Genomic DNA, 13,989 nt, shown 5'->3' on the forward strand with positions numbered 1-13,989 from the left:
GTCAGGCCCCCGTTGAGGTGGTCGAGGCCGTCGCGACGGCAGTTTCAATGGGACTGGCGGTGGTGTCCTCCGGAGTGGGCGACGGTGCAACGGCCGGGGTGGGCGTCAGGTCAGCCGTGGGGGGAACGACGGGGTCACCCGTCGGGGACGGAGCCGCCATGGTGGTGGGCACTACTGTGGGGGTCGGTTCCCCGGTGCCTGGGGACGACGTGCCGGGATCAGGGGTAGGGGTGCCGGAACCCGACGGGTCGCCGGTGCCGCCGGGCGTCGACGTTGCCGGGTCCGTCGTCGCCGGCGGGGTGCTGTCCGTCGGCGTGGGCGTCGTGGTGTCCGGCGACGCCGTGTCGACGGGGGCAGGATCTGTTGGTGCGGGCCCGGGGGTGCCCGGCGGCATTGCCGGGCCCACGGTGGTTGAATCGGGAATGATTCCCGTCCCTGTTGCACCCGTGTCCGCGGGAGGTGGGTTCCCGCCAGCGGCTTCCGGGCCGCCCGGGTTTGCTCCGCCCACGGCCGCTTCACCGCCCGGGGCCTGCCGGGTGGTGGGTGAGGCGGACACGTCGAGTCCGGGTTCCTGCCCGATCGGCTTCCGGACACTGGCTTCGATGCCTGCGAGTGGCTGGGGCGCACCCACTGTTGGGGTTTCCCCTGCGCCCGCAGCTGCCGGGCCCGTGGAGCCGCCCTCCGTGCTCGCCCCGGCCTGCGGCACGAACATGGCGGTCAGGCTTCCGAACCCGTCGGGACTTTGGGCGGCAGTTGCCGTGAGGACCGTCAGGAGCGCAGCCGCCGCGGCGACGGCCGTGATGCGGACGGTGGGTTTCGGGGCATGGGCGCCCCTTCCACCGTGCCACTCACGGCGGCCGGTGCCCTGCCCGGGCCCGGCTCCCGCCGTCGCATATTTCCGCGACCAGCTGGGCATCTCCGGTCCGGTGGGACCAGGCGGGAGGGCGGCAGGTACGACGGCGGGGGGAGCCCCTCCGATGCCCGCTTCAGTCCGTGCCGCAACGGTTTCCGCGGCTCCAGTTCCTGCCGGTGCGGCCGATTCCAGGGCTGCTGCGGTGTGGGCAAGCAGCGCCGCCACGGCCGCCCCCAGGCAGATGGAGGACTTGGGGTCCGCGTCCACTGCAATGGGCCGGTCCAGCTCCTCGGAGACCACCTGCGCCACCAGCGGGATCCGCGACGAACCGCCGATCAACAGCACCGTGGACAGGTCCGCCGGCGCAAGGTGGAGCTGGGCCAGGGAGTGTTCCAGCGCGTCCACCGTTTCCCGCACGGGCTCTTCGATGAGGGCCTCAAACTCTGAACGGACCAGGCGGACCTGCTGCTGCACGCCGGGCAGGAGCACCGGGATGCTTGCCTCGCTGTCCGCAGACAGCGCTTCCTTGGCTTCGACGCATTCGCGCCGAAGCCGGGCCAGGGCGCCCAGGACTGCGGGATCGGTGGCGTCAAGGTCCGCGAGGGCATTGCCGGTGTGGGCGGCGACGTAGCTGAATACCGCGGCGTCGAAATCCGCGCCGCCGAGGTCTTCAATGCCTTCGGGGCGGCCCAGCAGTTCGAAGCGGCTGCTGCCGGCCTTCCTCAGGACGGCGGTGTCGAAGGTGCCCCCGCCGAGGTCGTACACGGCGATGGTGCTGCCTTCCTCCACGCGCACTTGCGATGCGTAGTGCAGTGCTGCTGCCTCGGGTTCGGGGAGGAGGGTCACGTTGTCCACGCCGTGGGCGGTGAGGGCCTCGCGGATCGCGGACAGCCGGTGGCTGCCCCACGCGGCGGGGTGGGTCAGGAAGACTGCCGACGCCGGACCGCCTTCGCGCTCTGCGGCCCGGTCCGCCACCCAGCGGGCTACGGTGGCGAAGACGTCCTCCGGCTGCAGCGCCAGGGTGCCCAGGATGATGGGGACGGCATCGCCGATGCGGCGCTTGAATTCCCGGGCAACGCGTTCCGGCGAGTCCAGTCCGCGGCGCTCTGCAGCCTCGCCCACCAGGACAGTGCCTTCCTCCGGGAAGTAGACCACGGAGGGCACGGAGGTTCCACGCCCGCCCAGGGGCAGGCACTCGGGCACCGCGGAAGGACCCTGGTGGAAGCGGACCACGGCGGCTGCCGTGAAACTGGTCCCGACGTCTACGGCCAGTGCGTAGCTCATTGTTACCTCGGAAGGCTGGCGGTCCACATGCAAGCTTCATCACAGTGGACGTCACCAACGTAGCATTCCGAGGGACCCGGGGACAGCCCTGTTGCTACATCGAATGGTTATTTGGCGGGCAGGTGCCGCTTTGTGGGTGATTTCCCGGCCGCTGCAGGCCGGGAAGGCCCTCCTAGAGGCCGGAGTAGGAGTGGAGCCCGTTGAACAAGGTGTTCACGATGGTGAAGTTGAAGATCACGCAGCAGTAGCCCACAATCGACAGCCAGGCGGCGCGGGTGCCGGTCCAGCCGCGGGTGGCACGGGCGTGCAGGTAGCCGGCGTAGACCACCCAGATCACGAACGTCCACACCTCTTTGGTGTCCCAGCCCCAGAACCGGCCCCAGGCCTTCTCGGCCCAGATGGCGCCGAACATGAGGGTGAAGGTCCAGCCGATGAAGGCGATGGCGTTGATCCGGTAGGACAGGTTCTCAAGGCTCAGCGCGGAAGGCACCAGGCGCATGAAACCCAGCTTGTCCGCCCCGCCGGCGGCAACGGTTTTCTGCCGGTGGGACTGGACCAACTGCAGTGCCGACATCGCGAACGTCAGGGTGAACAGGGCCGAGGACAGCACTGCGATGGAAACGTGGATGACCAGCCAGTAGCTCTGCAGGGCGGGAACCAGGTGGCCAACGGGGGTCCAGAAGGCCACCGAGGCGGCGACCATCATGATGATCACCAGGCCCACCACGAAGGTGCCCAGGAAGCGCAGGTCGCGGCGGATGAGCGAGAGCAGGAAGACGGCAGCCACCAGGAATGCGCCGGTGGTGAGGAATTCGTACATGTTGCCCCACGGCACCCGCCCGGCTCCCAGCGCCCTGGTGACTACGCCGGCGGCGTGGATCAGGACGGCAAGGGTGGTCAGGGCCACTGCGACCCGCGCCGGGGCCCGGCGCTCCGCGGCATACTTCATGTCGCCGTCGGCCGTTACGATGCCGTCGGTTCCTGCCCCGCCGGCCTTGGCGGTGGACGACGACGGGCGCTCGGCACGGTCGGCGGGCCCGCCCAGGCGGCCCCCGGCAGAGCCCGTGGCAACGCCGGCTCCAACGGGAACCTTGGCGGTGGCCCCGGCCTGGGCGGCCTTGAGGTCCACGGCGCGCAGGGCCTTGCTGCTCTTGGCCAGGTCCCAGGCGAAGGCAATGAAGGCCACCGTGTAGGTGCCCGCCGCCAGCAGCATGAAGAGTTCGCTGTACTGGCCCATGGTTTCGTTGATTCCAAATGGCATTACTGGTCCTTTTCGGGCCCGGTGGGGCCTGCTGGGGTGCTGACGGAGCCTGCGACATTATCGCCTGTCCGGCTGGGAGTTTGCTGGGACGGGGCGGCGGCTTCGGACGCAGCGTCCTCGGAGGCAGTCTCTTCGGGCAGCTGCCACTCTGCGGCGAAGAGTTTCCGCAGCGCTGCCGCCTCACCGGCCAGGCGGTGGTCCTCGCCGCGGGCCAGGAGGCCGTATTCCACCATGGTGCGGCCGTCGTCTGCGGTGCCGGTGCGGACCCAGACGCGGCGGCGGTTCACGTACAGCGAGAGGATCAGGCCGGCCACGGCCAGGAGGGCGAAGACCAAGGCGTACAGCTGCCCGGGGTTGTGGTGGATGTCCACGCCGATGTACCGCTTGACGCCGTCGAAGCTGATGCTGCCTTTGCCGTCGGGCAGCGTGTAGGTGGAGCCCGGTGCCAGTGTGATGCCGCCGGCTGCGAGGTTCCGGGCGTTGAGCGGGGTCAGGTTCTTGACGTCCAGTTCGAAGACGTTCTGCGGGGCGCCCTTGTTCAGGCCGAGGTCGCCGTAGTACGAGTTCAGGGTCAGCTGCGGGTTGAACAGCTCGGGGTCGGCACTGAAGGAGACATTCTTGTCCGTAACGAACGCGGTGGGCAGGAAGAAGCCCACGAAGCCCAACTGGTCCGGCTGGGCGTCGGGGACCTTGATCACCACGGACGAGTAGTAGTTCTCGCCCTGCAGCTTTGCCACCACGGGTCCCTGCATGGCCACGTTGCCCGCTCCGTCCCGGATGGTCACCACCGGGGCGTAGCCGTTGCCGGTGAGGTAGATGCTGGTGCCGCCCAGGCTCACGGGGTCGTTGACCTTCAGGGTCTCCTGCTTGGGCGGAGCGTCCGGGTCTTCCTTGGTGGTCACGGTGGCGGCGAAGTCGATGGGCTGGCCGAACTTGCCCTTGGATTCACGGTCGAACGTGATGTTGAACTTGTCCAGCTGCAGCGAATAGGGCTGGAGCTGGCTGGACTGGAAGTTGGTGCCCGGGTTGAACTGGTCGTAGCCCACCAGGGTGTTCACGAACGTGTCGCCCTCCACCAGGATGCGCTGGCCGCTGTACCCGAACAGGCCGCCGGCGGCCACGGACACCAGCACGCCGATGAGTGCGGTGTGGAAGACCAGGTTGCCCACTTCCTTCATGAAGCCGCGTTCGGCACCCAGGGACGGAAGGGCGCCGTCGGCATCCCTGACCTCCACCCGGTAGCCGCGCTTGCGCAGCACCGCCGCAGCACCGTTGATGGCGTCCGACGCCGGGATGGCGGCGCCGGAGGGGATCACCAGGGTGCCGTATTCGGGCAGCCGGGAGAGCCGCTGCGGTGTCCGCGGCGGCTGGGAGCGCATGGCCTTGTAGTGGGCGATGGCGCGGGGCACCACGCAGCCGATCAGGGAGATGAACAGCAGCAGGTAGATCGCCGAGAACCACACCGAGGAGTAGACGTCGTAAAGCTGCAGGGTGTCCAGCAGCTTGCCGTACTCCGGGTGGTCCTTGATGTACTGGGTGACCGTGGCCGGGTTGGCGGGCCGCTGCGGGAACAGTGATCCAGGGACGGCGGCGACGGCGAGGAGCAGCAGCAGGAACAGCGCTGTGCGCATGCTGGTCAGCTGGGTCCAGGCCCACCGCAGCATGCCCTTGGGTCCCAGGGCCGGAAGGGAGGCCTGGGCTTTCGCCGCTGCTACGGGGGCGGATTGCTTCTTCTTTACGTTCACACGCTCGCTCATCAGATCGGCAACTTCACGTCGGTTTGGAACCAGTACTGCAGCCCGGTCACCCAGGCACCCCACACCCCGGTAGCCATCAGGATCCCGAGCGCCACCAGGATCCCGCCGCCGGTCCGCTGGATGGCCAGGCGGTGCTTGCGGAAGAACGCCATGACGCCCATCCCACGGCGCAGGGCCAGTGCGATCAGCAGGAACGGTATGCCAAGTCCCAGGCTGTAGACAAAGGCCAGGAATGCACCCTTGGCGGCAGAGGATCCGCCGGAGAGGCTGAGCAACTGCACGGCGGAGTAGGTTGGCCCGATGCAGGGGGCCCAGCCCAGGCCGAAGGTCAGGCCCAGCAGCGGCGCTCCCCAGAGTCCGGCGGGCGGCTTGGCGTGGATCTTCGCGTCACGCTGCAGCCAGCTGAAGCCGCCCATGAAGACGATGCCCATGATGATGACCAGGACCCCCAGGAGCTGGGTGATCCAGGCATTCTGGCTGCCCGTGATCAGGGTGCCCAGCTGGCCGAACGCACCACCCAGCAGGACGAAGATCACGGAGAAGCCCAGGACGAACAATCCAATGCCCGCCAGCATCCGCCCGCGTTTCTGCTTTTGCAGGTCCACGCCGCTCAGGCCGGTCACGTAGCCCAGGTAGCCGGGAACCAGGGGAAGGACGCAGGGCGAAAGGAAGGACACCAGGCCTGCCAGCAGGGCCACTGGTATGGCGAGCAGGAGGGAGCCGCTGAGGATGGCTTCGGCGAAGGGGCTGTTCACGGTCCCGGGCCGTCCCTATTCCGCCACGGCGGCGGTGATGAGGGCTTTCAGGGTGCCCTTCTCGATTTCGCCGAGGACGCGGGAGGCCACCCGTCCCTGCTTGTCCAGCACCAGGGTAGTAGGGACGGCGCCGGGCGGGACCAGGCCAGACACGGAGAGCAGGACGCCGCCGTCCTTGTCGTCGAAGCTGGGGTAGGTCAGGTTGAAGGTCTTCTCGAATGCTTCGGCCGTGGGCTTCTCGTCCCGGAGGTTAACGCCGAAGAACTGCACGCCCTGGTCCTTGAACTCCTGGTGCAGCTCCTCCAGGAGCGGTGCCTCCACGCGGCATGGTGCGCAGGCGGCGAACCAGAAGTTCAGCACGCTGACCTTGCCCTGGAAATCGGCTGGGGTCACCTTGTCGCCGCTGAAGAGCGCGCCCTGGATCTGCACGGCTTCCTTGCGGTCCGCGGCGGCGAACTCCGTTACGGAGCCGTCACCGGCAACATAGTTCTTGTTGTCGCCTGCCTTGGCCTGCTTGGCCAGTGCATCCTCCTGGGCGCAGCCGGAAAGGCCGAGGGTCAGCGCGGTCAGGGCCAGGCCGCCTGCCGAGAGCAGGCTGCGGCGCGAGGGAAGGTTGTTGTTGCTCACTGCTAGGCTCCAGGGGTGCTGGCGGCACCGGGAAGAAGGGACGCCGCAGGCTCGCTGTACTCCACCCGCACAAGCGAGCCGTCGTCGTCGAAAACCAGGGACGTTAGGGATGTCAGGGTGCACTCGCGCTTGCGCGGATCGTGCCACAGGGGGCGGCCTTCGGCGCTCAGGCGGGCCGCCCAGATGGGCAGCTGGTGGCTCACGAGGATCGCCTCGGGGCCTGCGGCACCAAAATCTCCGGCGGCCAGTTCGATGGCCTGCAGCCGCGCGTCCTGGACTGCAGCCGCCACCCTTGCCGCCTGCTGCTTGTACGGCTCGCCCCACGACGGGCGCAGCGGGTTGACCAGCCGCGGCCAGTGCTTTGGCCGGCGCAGTTCGGCCTTGGTGACCTTCATGCCCTCGAAGTAGTTTTCCGCCTCGATGATGCGCTGGTCGGTATGGATCTGCAGGCGCAGCGCTTCCGACGTCGGCCGTGCGGTTTCCTGCGCACGGTCCAGCGGCGAGGCGGCCAGGTAGGTGATCCGGGCTCCGCGTTCGGCGCGCTGACGGAAGTGGTCGGCCAGGGTTCGGGCCATCTCCTGCCCCAGCTCGGAGAGGTGGAATTCGGGGAGCCGTCCATAGAGAACGCCGTCGGGATTGTGGACCTCGCCGTGGCGGAGCAGATGGACAGTGGCTTGGGGCATGTTTACCAGTTTCTCAAAGATGGCGTGCGATCCGAAATCTCCCGGACGCGCTTTCTACAAAGAGTAGAACTTAAGTTTCTGAAGAAATGTTCCGAAACCGGGAACAAAACATGCAAACGCATGTTTATACTGGATGCAGCAAGATAGTTGAGGCTTCAACCGATGAAGGTTCAACCGCAGGACCACAGCAGGCATACACACCAAGGAGCAACATCATGGCACTTCCCGCAGACGTCACCACCGGCACCTGGACCCTGGACAACTCGCACAGCGAAATCGGCTTCACCGTCCGTCACGCGGGCATCAGCAAGGTCCGCGGCCAGTTCAAGGAAGCGGAGGCCACCCTGGACCTCGCCGACAACGTGGCCGACTCTAAGGTCAACGCCACCATCAAGACCGCCAGCTTCGACTCCGGCGACGTCAACCGCGACGGCCACGTCCGCGGCGAAGACTTCTTCGACGTCGAGAACTTCCCGGAGATCTCCTTCGTTTCCAACGCGATCGTCCCCAAGGGCGACGCCTACGAGCTCCAGGGCGACCTCACCATCAAGGGCGTCACCCGTCCCGTGGCCCTCGAGACCGAGCTCCACGGCGTGGCCGTCGATCCGTTCGGCAACACCCGCGCCGGCCTCACCGCCGAGACCACCATCAGCCGCAAGGACTTCGGCCTCACCTGGAACGCCGTTCTCGAAGCCGGCGGCGTGCTGGTCAGCGACAAGGTTGCCATCAACCTGGAACTGGCCTTCATCGCCCCCGCAGCATAATTTTTTCCCACCCGGCGCACCCCGGCACCAGGCCTTCCCGGCCCGGCGCCGGGGTGCGGTTGTTTAACCACCCCCGGGCATGGGCTCAAATGCGGACGTGAATCCCGCCCGAATCACCGATATCACCGCCCGCCGGGGGTACGGTGGAGCTAAGCCATGCTGGGGGGAAGGCTGAGGACCGAATCCCGGCAGCCTACCTGGATCCCGACCTGCAGAAGGAACGCCCATGAGTACTCCTCCCGTCCCGCCTCCCGCGCCCCAAGACCCGTATTCCGGCAATGACCAGTCCGGCAGCCAGCAGCCCGGCCCCGAGCAGCCGCGCTACGGCCAGAACGCACCCCAGTATGGCCAGAATGCACCGCAGTACGGGCAGAACCAGCCCCAGTACGGCTCGCAGCCGCCGGCAGCACCGCAGTACGGCCAGGGTGCACCGCAGTACGGTTCCCAATATGGCCAGAAGGCACCCCAGTACGGGCAGTCGCCCTATGGCCAGTCCCCGTACGGCCAGTACCCCTCGGAGCAGCCGCAGCCGGCGGGAAGCAACGGCGTCCCGCAGCTGGTGAACATCTCGTTCTGGCTCCTGATTGCGGCTGCCGTGATCTTCGTCATCTCCCTGCTCACCGGGCTCACCCAGCTCGATGATCCACAGTTCCGGCAGGCTTTTGAGCAGCAGGTGAAATCCAGCGGTGCGGCCGTGACGTATGACGACATCAAGAGCGTCATCGCCGGCACGCTGGTGGTCTTCGCCATCATCGGCGTCGCGCTCTACCTGCTGGTGGCGTTCTTTGTCCGCAAGGGCAAGAACTGGGCACGCATCCTCGGGACCGTGTTCGCAGCACTGTCCGTGTTGGGCCTGTTCGGGGTCCCCACCTTCGGAACGCTTGGGACTGTCCTGGGCATCGCCGCCATTGTCCTGCTCTACCTCCCGGCTGCTGCCCCGTATTTCCGGAAGCAGCAGCCGTTTGCCAACCCTTATTCCGGCGGCTTCGGCAACCCTTACGGGCGGTAACGCCAACGGCAGAACGCAGCGGCGGCCCGGGATGTCCAGCATCCCGGGCCACCGCTTTTAATCCTGCCCCTAGGCCGTCTGCCCCGGCGCCTGCGCCCGCTGGGCGTGATAGGCCAGGATCTGGAGCTCCGTGGCCATGTCCACTTTGCGGAGGTTGACTCCTTCAGGGACCTGCAGCATGACAGGTGCAAAGCTGAGCACGCTGTGCACGCCTGCCGCCACCACACGGTCGCAGATTCCCTGGGCCACCGCCGCGGGAAGTGCCAGCACCACCATGTTTGCCCCGGTGCGGTGGAGGACGGTCTCGAGGTCTGCCACGTCGCTGACCCGCAGCCATCCCACTTCGTTGCCCACCACCATCTGGTCGGCGTCGAAAATGGCCACCACGTCGAAGCCCCGGGATTCGAAGCCGCCGTAGCGGGCCAGTGCCTTGCCCAGGTTTCCGGCTCCAACGATGGCCACTTTCCAGTCATGCGTCAGGCCCAGGGCCGCAGCGATGTGGCGGCTCAGGTACTGCACCTCGTAGCCCACTCCCCTGGTTCCGTAGGAGCCCACGTGGGAGAGGTCCTTGCGCAGCGTGGAGGAACTGACGCCGGAGGCTTCCGCCAGCGATTCGGAGGAGACACGCTCAACGCCCTCGGCCAGCAGCGTGTTCAGGGCGCGGAGGTAGAGCGTCAACCGGGCCACGGCAGCGGGCGGAATTTGTTTGGCCGGTGCGCCCGCGGTATCCGGTACGTCCGGCACAGGCTGGGGGGTCGAATCCAAGGACGTCACTCGCATCCCCCTACTTGGCCATGGCGCGCTGCAGGACGCGTTCCAGCCGGGCTTCGTCGATTTTCCAGAAATCGCGCTGCACCCCGTCCACCAGGACCACGGGGACCTCTTCTGCGTAGCGCTCCCGCAGCTCAGGCTGGTTGTCCACCAACTCTTCGCTCCATTCAAGGCCCAGCGAGGCAGTGACCCGGCCGACGGCGTCGCGGGCCTCTTCGCAGAGGTGGCAGTCAGCTTTGGTGACCAGGACGACGCGGGGGGTAGCCATGGCTTAACGGTATCGCCGTTCGCGCCGTGCAGGTGACGCCGACGGCGCCGGCCGGGTGGATTGACTAGACTCAAGTCCATGCCCGAGGAGAAATACGTCGCCGTCGTTACACGGCCGGTTGCTGCCCCGCAGCCCGGTGAGGCGGCGTTTTTCGACGTGGACAACACCTTGATGCGCGGTGCCAGCCTCTTCCACGTGGCCCGCAAGATGCACCAGCGGGGGGCGTTCACGCTGACCCAGGCCGCCGGGTTCGCGTGGAAGCAGTTCAAGTTCGTGGCGCGCGGGGAAAACATCGACGACGTCCATGCGGTCCGCGATTCGGCCCTGACCCTCGCCGCCGGCATCACCGTGGACGACATCAAGGCACTGGGTGAAGAGGTCTACGACGAGATGATCGCCTCGCGGATCTGGCCGGGCGCCAAGGCCCTGGCCGAACAGCACCTCCGGGTGGGCCGCCGCGTCTGGCTGGTAACGGCCACGCCCATCGAAGTGGCCACGGTGATCTCCACCCGGCTGGGGCTGACGGGGGCTTTGGGCACGGTGGGGGAAGTGCACGACGGCATGTACACCGGACGCCTGGTGGGAGACATCCTCCACGGTTCGGCCAAGGCAGTAGCGGTGCAGGCCATCGCGGACCAGGAGGACCTGGACCTCAAGCGCTGCTGGGCGTACAGCGACTCCTACAACGACGTTCCGCTGCTCTCGCTGGTGGGCCACCCAGTAGCCATCAACCCGGACGCCAAGCTCCGCCGGCACGCCCGCGACCGGAACTGGCCGGTCTATGATTTCCGCGCCGGCCGCCGCGCCGCCACCGTTGGGCTCAAGGCGGCGACCTTCGGCGGCGCCGTCTACGGCCTCTGGAAGGGCTTCGCCCGCATCCGCGGCCCCCGGGCATAAAAATGCCCGCCGCCTTGGAAGGCGACGGGCATTTCACGCTGTTCGAAGTATTGCTACTTCTTGTTGCGGCGCTGGTGACGGGTCTTGCGAAGCAGCTTGCGGTGCTTCTTCTTGGCCATACGCTTGCGACGCTTCTTGATAACTGAACCCACGAAAGTTCCTTACAAACTAGATGCAGTACCTGCCTGATGGGGAATGTCCGTGGACAAAGCTACGAACTGAACAACTGACAGATTCTTACAATGACGTAAAACGTTCCTTAACAGGGTACCGCTTATCGGGAGCGGCTCAGGACAGGCCGCCTCAGGCGGTCTCGGTGTGGCCGTCCACAACAGCGCCCTTAAGGTACTGTTCGACGGCGTTTTCGGGGACCCGATAGGAGCGGCCGAAGCGCACCGCGGGCATTTCGCCGGAGTGGACCAGGCGGTAGACGGTCATTTTGGAGACGCGCATGACCTCGGCCACTTCAGCCACGGTCAGGAACTTCGCGTTGGAGAAGTTCTGTTCTGCCGACATTTCCCTATTTTCCTTTGCTGACGGATGGACAACAGTGACCCCAGGTACGTGCCAATGCGGTGTTCCGATGCTGAGCCATCCACCAACCACCTAAATAGATACTCTAGATGTTCATGTGGCAGATGTGAAAGTAGTGGCCTCCCCTATTTCGCCCCTATTTCGCCCCTAATTCTGCTGCCGGCGCTTCCGTGCCGACGCCGCAAGCTGCTCCAGGACCGAAGCTGAGACATCCCAGTCCATGCAGGCGTCCGTGACGCTCTGGCCGTAGACCAGCGGGGAGCGCCCCGCCGCGTGCTCTGCGACGTCGAGGTTCTGGGCTCCGCCCACCAGGAAGCTTTCCAGCATGACGCCGGCAACGGCCCGGGCTGCTGCTCCCCCGTCCTCGAGCTGGGCACCAATCTCCAGCGCGACTTCCGCCTGGCGGTGGTGGCTCTTGCCGCTGTTGGCGTGGCTGGCGTCAACGATCAGGCGGGGATTGAGCCCCTTGCCCGCCAGTTCGGTGGAGGCCCGTTCCACGTCGGCCGCGGAGTAGTTGGGCCCCTTCCGGCCGCCGCGGAGGATGACGTGGGTGTCGGGGTTTCCTGCCGTCGCCACCAGCGCTGCCCGGCCCTCGCCGTCGATCCCCAGGAACGCCTGGGCCGCCGCGGCGGCACCGCAGGCATCGATGGCAACCTGCAGGCCGCCGTCGGTCCCGTTCTTGAACCCGATGGGCATGGAAAGCCCGGAGGCCAGCTGCCGGTGGATCTGGCTCTCCGTGGTGCGCGCACCGATGGCACCCCAGGAGACCAGGTCCGCCATGTACTGGGGGCTGATCGGCTCGAGGAACTCGGTGGCGGTGGGCAGGCCCAGCGCGGTGACCTGCTGCAGGAACTGCCGGGCCGTGCGGAGGCCGGTGGCCATGTCGTGGCTGCCGTCCAGCCGGGGATCGTTGATCAGGCCCTTCCAGCCCACCGTGGTGCGCGGCTTCTCGAAGTAGGTCCGCATGACGATCAGCAGGTCTTCCTTGTGCTTCTCGGCCTGGCTGACCAGCCGCCGCGCGTACTCCAGGCCGGCCTTGGGATCGTGGATGGAGCAGGGGCCCACGATGACCAGCAGGCGGTCGTCCACGCCGTCCATGATGGCGCGTACCTCATCGCGTCCGCATTCGACGACGCCAGCGGCCTGGGCGTCCAGGGGCAGTTTGGCGAGGAGTGCCGAGGGGGTGGGCAGCGGGGTGAATTCGCTGACGCGCAGGTTCGAGGTGGACTTGGTGTCGCTGGCCGGGGCTGCTGCTGTTGCGGTGCTCATGTTCGGGGTCCTGTTCCAGATGGGAAGCGGGCCCGGATTTCAGAACCCGCCGGAGAAACGGCGAAGGGCAGAGAATGATCTCTGCCCTGTTGGCTCTGAAGGAAGTTGGATGCGTGTCAGTTAGACGCGGGCTCCTCCAGAGCCAACGAAAAATACGCATACCAACGGTTAGTCATGGAAGTGACCATAAGCCCGGACCGCGCCGGCCGCAAAATCGGATCCGTCATATTGCGGCCTGTGCCTGCCCCAGCAGCTTGCGCAGGAACTGCAGCTGCCGGATCCAGTGGTGTTCCTGGCCGCCTTCGTGGTTGTTGAACCGGTAGACCTCGATCTCCTTGGCCGGACTGCTGCCCGACGCTGCGGCCGATCCATAGGCGTTGTAGCTGGCGAAGACCGTTGACGGCGGGCAGATGTCATCCATCTGGGCGGCGGAGTACAGCGCCGGAACAGAGGCCCAGCGGGCCAAATTGACGCCGTCGAAATAGTTGAGGACCTCCAGGGCGGCGTCGTAGCGGTCGCGGTGCCGGGCGAGGAACTGGGCGATCTCCGGGTACGGGCCGCGGGGTGTGATGTCGATGGCACGGGGGAAGTCCTGCAGGAAGGGGACATCCGGGAGTGCGGCGATGATGCCGTCAAGCCGTCCCGAGGCAAGTCCGGCCGTGGCCACCACCAGGCCGCCGCCCTGGCTGACACCGGCCAGCACCACCTTGGCGGGATCGACGGCGGGGTGGGCCTGGGCCGCCTCCACGGCACGGAAGGCGTCCACATACACCCTGCGGAAGTAGTAGTCCTCCCGGCTGGCGATGCCCCTGGTCATGAGGCCTGCGTGTGCCACGTCCCCGGCGGAGGGGTGGGGGTCCGGGGTATCGCCCACCATGCCGCCGTACCCCTGGCCGCGGGTGTCCATGATGAAGTGGGCGTACCCGGCCTGTGCCCAGCGGGTGTCCTGGTTTGCCAGGCCCCGGCCACCCGAGTAGCCGATGTAGTGCACCACCGCCGGAAGCTGGACACCTGCCTCAAGGTGGGCGGGGAGGTGCAGCCAGCCTTTGACGGGAGCACCGCCGAAACCTGAGAACGTGACGTCGAAGGTATCGATCACGGTCAGGTAGTTCTCCACCGGTTCGAACGTCGCGTCCAGTGGAAAGGCCCGCGCTTCCTCCACCGTGGCATCCCAAAACGCCTGGAGGTCCCCCGGTGGAGTGACCCCGGAGGTGTAGCTGCGCAGCTGGGCCAGGGGAAGGTCGAAGAGGGGCATTC

15 protein-coding genes are annotated in these 13,989 nt (G+C 66.9%); 3 read left to right on the top strand and 12 right to left on the bottom strand.

The features are described from left to right. Position 1 precedes the first annotated feature (1 nt). The 6 genes from ACFVTD_RS04445 to ACFVTD_RS04470 all read right to left on the bottom strand — a co-directional run bounded on the left by ACFVTD_RS04445 (position 2) and on the right by ACFVTD_RS04470 (position 7,220). Positions 2-2,137, bottom strand: a complete 2,136-nt coding sequence (locus tag ACFVTD_RS04445; RefSeq protein WP_387558582.1) for an Hsp70 family protein — start codon at positions 2,135-2,137, stop codon at positions 2-4. Between the two features lie 172 nt (positions 2,138-2,309). Beyond that, entirely contained in the window at positions 2,310-3,398 is a 1,089-nt protein-coding gene (ccsB, locus tag ACFVTD_RS04450; RefSeq protein WP_387558585.1) for a c-type cytochrome biogenesis protein CcsB, read from the bottom strand. After that, positions 3,398-5,155 carry a cytochrome c biogenesis protein ResB gene (locus ACFVTD_RS04455; RefSeq protein WP_387558588.1) on the bottom strand — a complete coding sequence of 586 codons (1,758 nt, stop codon included), beginning with the start codon at positions 5,153-5,155 and terminating at the stop codon, positions 3,398-3,400. The genes ccsB and ACFVTD_RS04455 overlap by 1 nt, the downstream gene beginning before the upstream one ends. Further along, positions 5,155-5,910, bottom strand: coding sequence for a cytochrome c biogenesis CcdA family protein (locus ACFVTD_RS04460; RefSeq protein WP_387558591.1), 756 nt, complete (start codon positions 5,908-5,910; stop codon positions 5,155-5,157). The genes ACFVTD_RS04455 and ACFVTD_RS04460 overlap by 1 nt, the downstream gene beginning before the upstream one ends. A 15-nt stretch (positions 5,911-5,925) precedes the next feature. Further along, entirely contained in the window at positions 5,926-6,537 is a 612-nt protein-coding gene (locus ACFVTD_RS04465) for a TlpA family protein disulfide reductase (RefSeq protein WP_387558594.1), read from the bottom strand. A gap of 2 nt (positions 6,538-6,539) precedes the next feature. Next, positions 6,540-7,220, bottom strand: a complete 681-nt coding sequence (locus tag ACFVTD_RS04470) for a histidine phosphatase family protein (RefSeq protein ID WP_387558597.1) — start codon at positions 7,218-7,220, stop codon at positions 6,540-6,542. 215 nt (positions 7,221-7,435) lie between these two features. Between ACFVTD_RS04470 and ACFVTD_RS04475 the strand changes: the two genes are divergently transcribed. Together ACFVTD_RS04475 and ACFVTD_RS04480 are read left to right on the top strand one after the other, a co-directional pair. Continuing rightward, positions 7,436-7,984, top strand: coding sequence for a YceI family protein (locus ACFVTD_RS04475; RefSeq protein ID WP_387558600.1), 549 nt, complete (start codon positions 7,436-7,438; stop codon positions 7,982-7,984). Positions 7,985-8,210: 226 nt separating this feature from the next. Continuing rightward, positions 8,211-8,993 (top strand): hypothetical protein, encoded by a 783-nt coding sequence (locus ACFVTD_RS04480; RefSeq protein ID WP_387558603.1) that lies wholly within the window; start codon positions 8,211-8,213, stop codon positions 8,991-8,993. A gap of 69 nt (positions 8,994-9,062) precedes the next feature. On the opposite strand, the gene ACFVTD_RS04485 is transcribed toward ACFVTD_RS04480, so the two are convergent. Together ACFVTD_RS04485 and ACFVTD_RS04490 are read right to left on the bottom strand one after the other, a co-directional pair. Next, positions 9,063-9,767 carry a redox-sensing transcriptional repressor Rex gene (locus ACFVTD_RS04485; RefSeq protein ID WP_387558606.1) on the bottom strand — a complete coding sequence of 235 codons (705 nt, stop codon included), beginning with the start codon at positions 9,765-9,767 and terminating at the stop codon, positions 9,063-9,065. 10 nt (positions 9,768-9,777) lie between these two features. Next, a complete protein-coding gene (locus ACFVTD_RS04490) occupies positions 9,778-10,032 on the bottom strand; it encodes a glutaredoxin family protein (protein ID WP_387558608.1) in 255 nt (84 codons plus the stop codon). Positions 10,033-10,110: 78 nt separating this feature from the next. Here ACFVTD_RS04490 and ACFVTD_RS04495 point away from each other — a divergent pair, with 78 nt between their 5' ends. Next, a complete protein-coding gene (locus ACFVTD_RS04495; RefSeq protein WP_387558611.1) occupies positions 10,111-10,929 on the top strand; it encodes an HAD family hydrolase in 819 nt (272 codons plus the stop codon). A gap of 53 nt (positions 10,930-10,982) precedes the next feature. Here the strand turns inward: ACFVTD_RS04495 and ACFVTD_RS04500 are convergent, their stop codons facing one another. The 4 genes from ACFVTD_RS04500 to ACFVTD_RS04515 form a co-directional block, all read right to left on the bottom strand. Continuing rightward, a complete protein-coding gene (locus tag ACFVTD_RS04500; RefSeq protein WP_003792170.1) occupies positions 10,983-11,081 on the bottom strand; it encodes a 30S ribosomal protein bS22 in 99 nt (32 codons plus the stop codon). A 151-nt stretch (positions 11,082-11,232) separates the two neighbouring features. Beyond that, positions 11,233-11,445 (bottom strand): helix-turn-helix domain-containing protein, encoded by a 213-nt coding sequence (locus ACFVTD_RS04505; protein WP_043452394.1) that lies wholly within the window; start codon positions 11,443-11,445, stop codon positions 11,233-11,235. Between the two features lie 165 nt (positions 11,446-11,610). Next, on the bottom strand, positions 11,611-12,732 hold the full coding sequence (locus tag ACFVTD_RS04510; protein ID WP_387558615.1) for a 3-deoxy-7-phosphoheptulonate synthase: 1,122 nt from the start codon (positions 12,730-12,732) through the stop codon (positions 11,611-11,613). A 223-nt stretch (positions 12,733-12,955) separates the two neighbouring features. Next, the gene (locus ACFVTD_RS04515) at positions 12,956-13,987 is read right to left on the bottom strand and encodes an acetylxylan esterase (protein WP_387558618.1); all 1,032 of its coding nucleotides are present in this window, start codon (positions 13,985-13,987) and stop codon (positions 12,956-12,958) included. Between the last annotated feature and the right edge of the window lie 2 nt (positions 13,988-13,989).

The sequence above is a fragment of the Pseudarthrobacter sp. NPDC058119 genome (assembly GCF_042884655.1).
Lineage (GTDB): Bacteria > Actinomycetota > Actinomycetes > Actinomycetales > Micrococcaceae > Arthrobacter.

What these genes read in the sequence shown, in the direction of transcription:
- ACFVTD_RS04445 (WP_387558582.1), bottom strand. Translation starts at nt 2,137, where the DNA reads ATGAGCTACGCACTGGCCGTAGACGTCGGGACCAGTTTCACGGCAGCC.
- ccsB (WP_387558585.1), bottom strand. Translation starts at nt 3,398, where the DNA reads ATGCCATTTGGAATCAACGAAACCATGGGCCAGTACAGCGAACTCTTC.
- ACFVTD_RS04455 (WP_387558588.1), bottom strand. Translation starts at nt 5,155, where the DNA reads ATGAGCGAGCGTGTGAACGTAAAGAAGAAGCAATCCGCCCCCGTAGCA.
- ACFVTD_RS04470 (WP_387558597.1), bottom strand. Translation starts at nt 7,220, where the DNA reads ATGCCCCAAGCCACTGTCCATCTGCTCCGCCACGGCGAGGTCCACAAT.
- ACFVTD_RS04475 (WP_387558600.1), top strand. Translation starts at nt 7,436, where the DNA reads ATGGCACTTCCCGCAGACGTCACCACCGGCACCTGGACCCTGGACAAC.
- ACFVTD_RS04480 (WP_387558603.1), top strand. Translation starts at nt 8,211, where the DNA reads ATGAGTACTCCTCCCGTCCCGCCTCCCGCGCCCCAAGACCCGTATTCC.
- ACFVTD_RS04490 (WP_387558608.1), bottom strand. Translation starts at nt 10,032, where the DNA reads ATGGCTACCCCCCGCGTCGTCCTGGTCACCAAAGCTGACTGCCACCTC.
- ACFVTD_RS04495 (WP_387558611.1), top strand. Translation starts at nt 10,111, where the DNA reads ATGCCCGAGGAGAAATACGTCGCCGTCGTTACACGGCCGGTTGCTGCC.
- ACFVTD_RS04505 (WP_043452394.1), bottom strand. Translation starts at nt 11,445, where the DNA reads ATGTCGGCAGAACAGAACTTCTCCAACGCGAAGTTCCTGACCGTGGCT.
- ACFVTD_RS04510 (WP_387558615.1), bottom strand. Translation starts at nt 12,732, where the DNA reads ATGAGCACCGCAACAGCAGCAGCCCCGGCCAGCGACACCAAGTCCACC.
- ACFVTD_RS04515 (WP_387558618.1), bottom strand. Translation starts at nt 13,987, where the DNA reads ATGCCCCTCTTCGACCTTCCCCTGGCCCAGCTGCGCAGCTACACCTCC.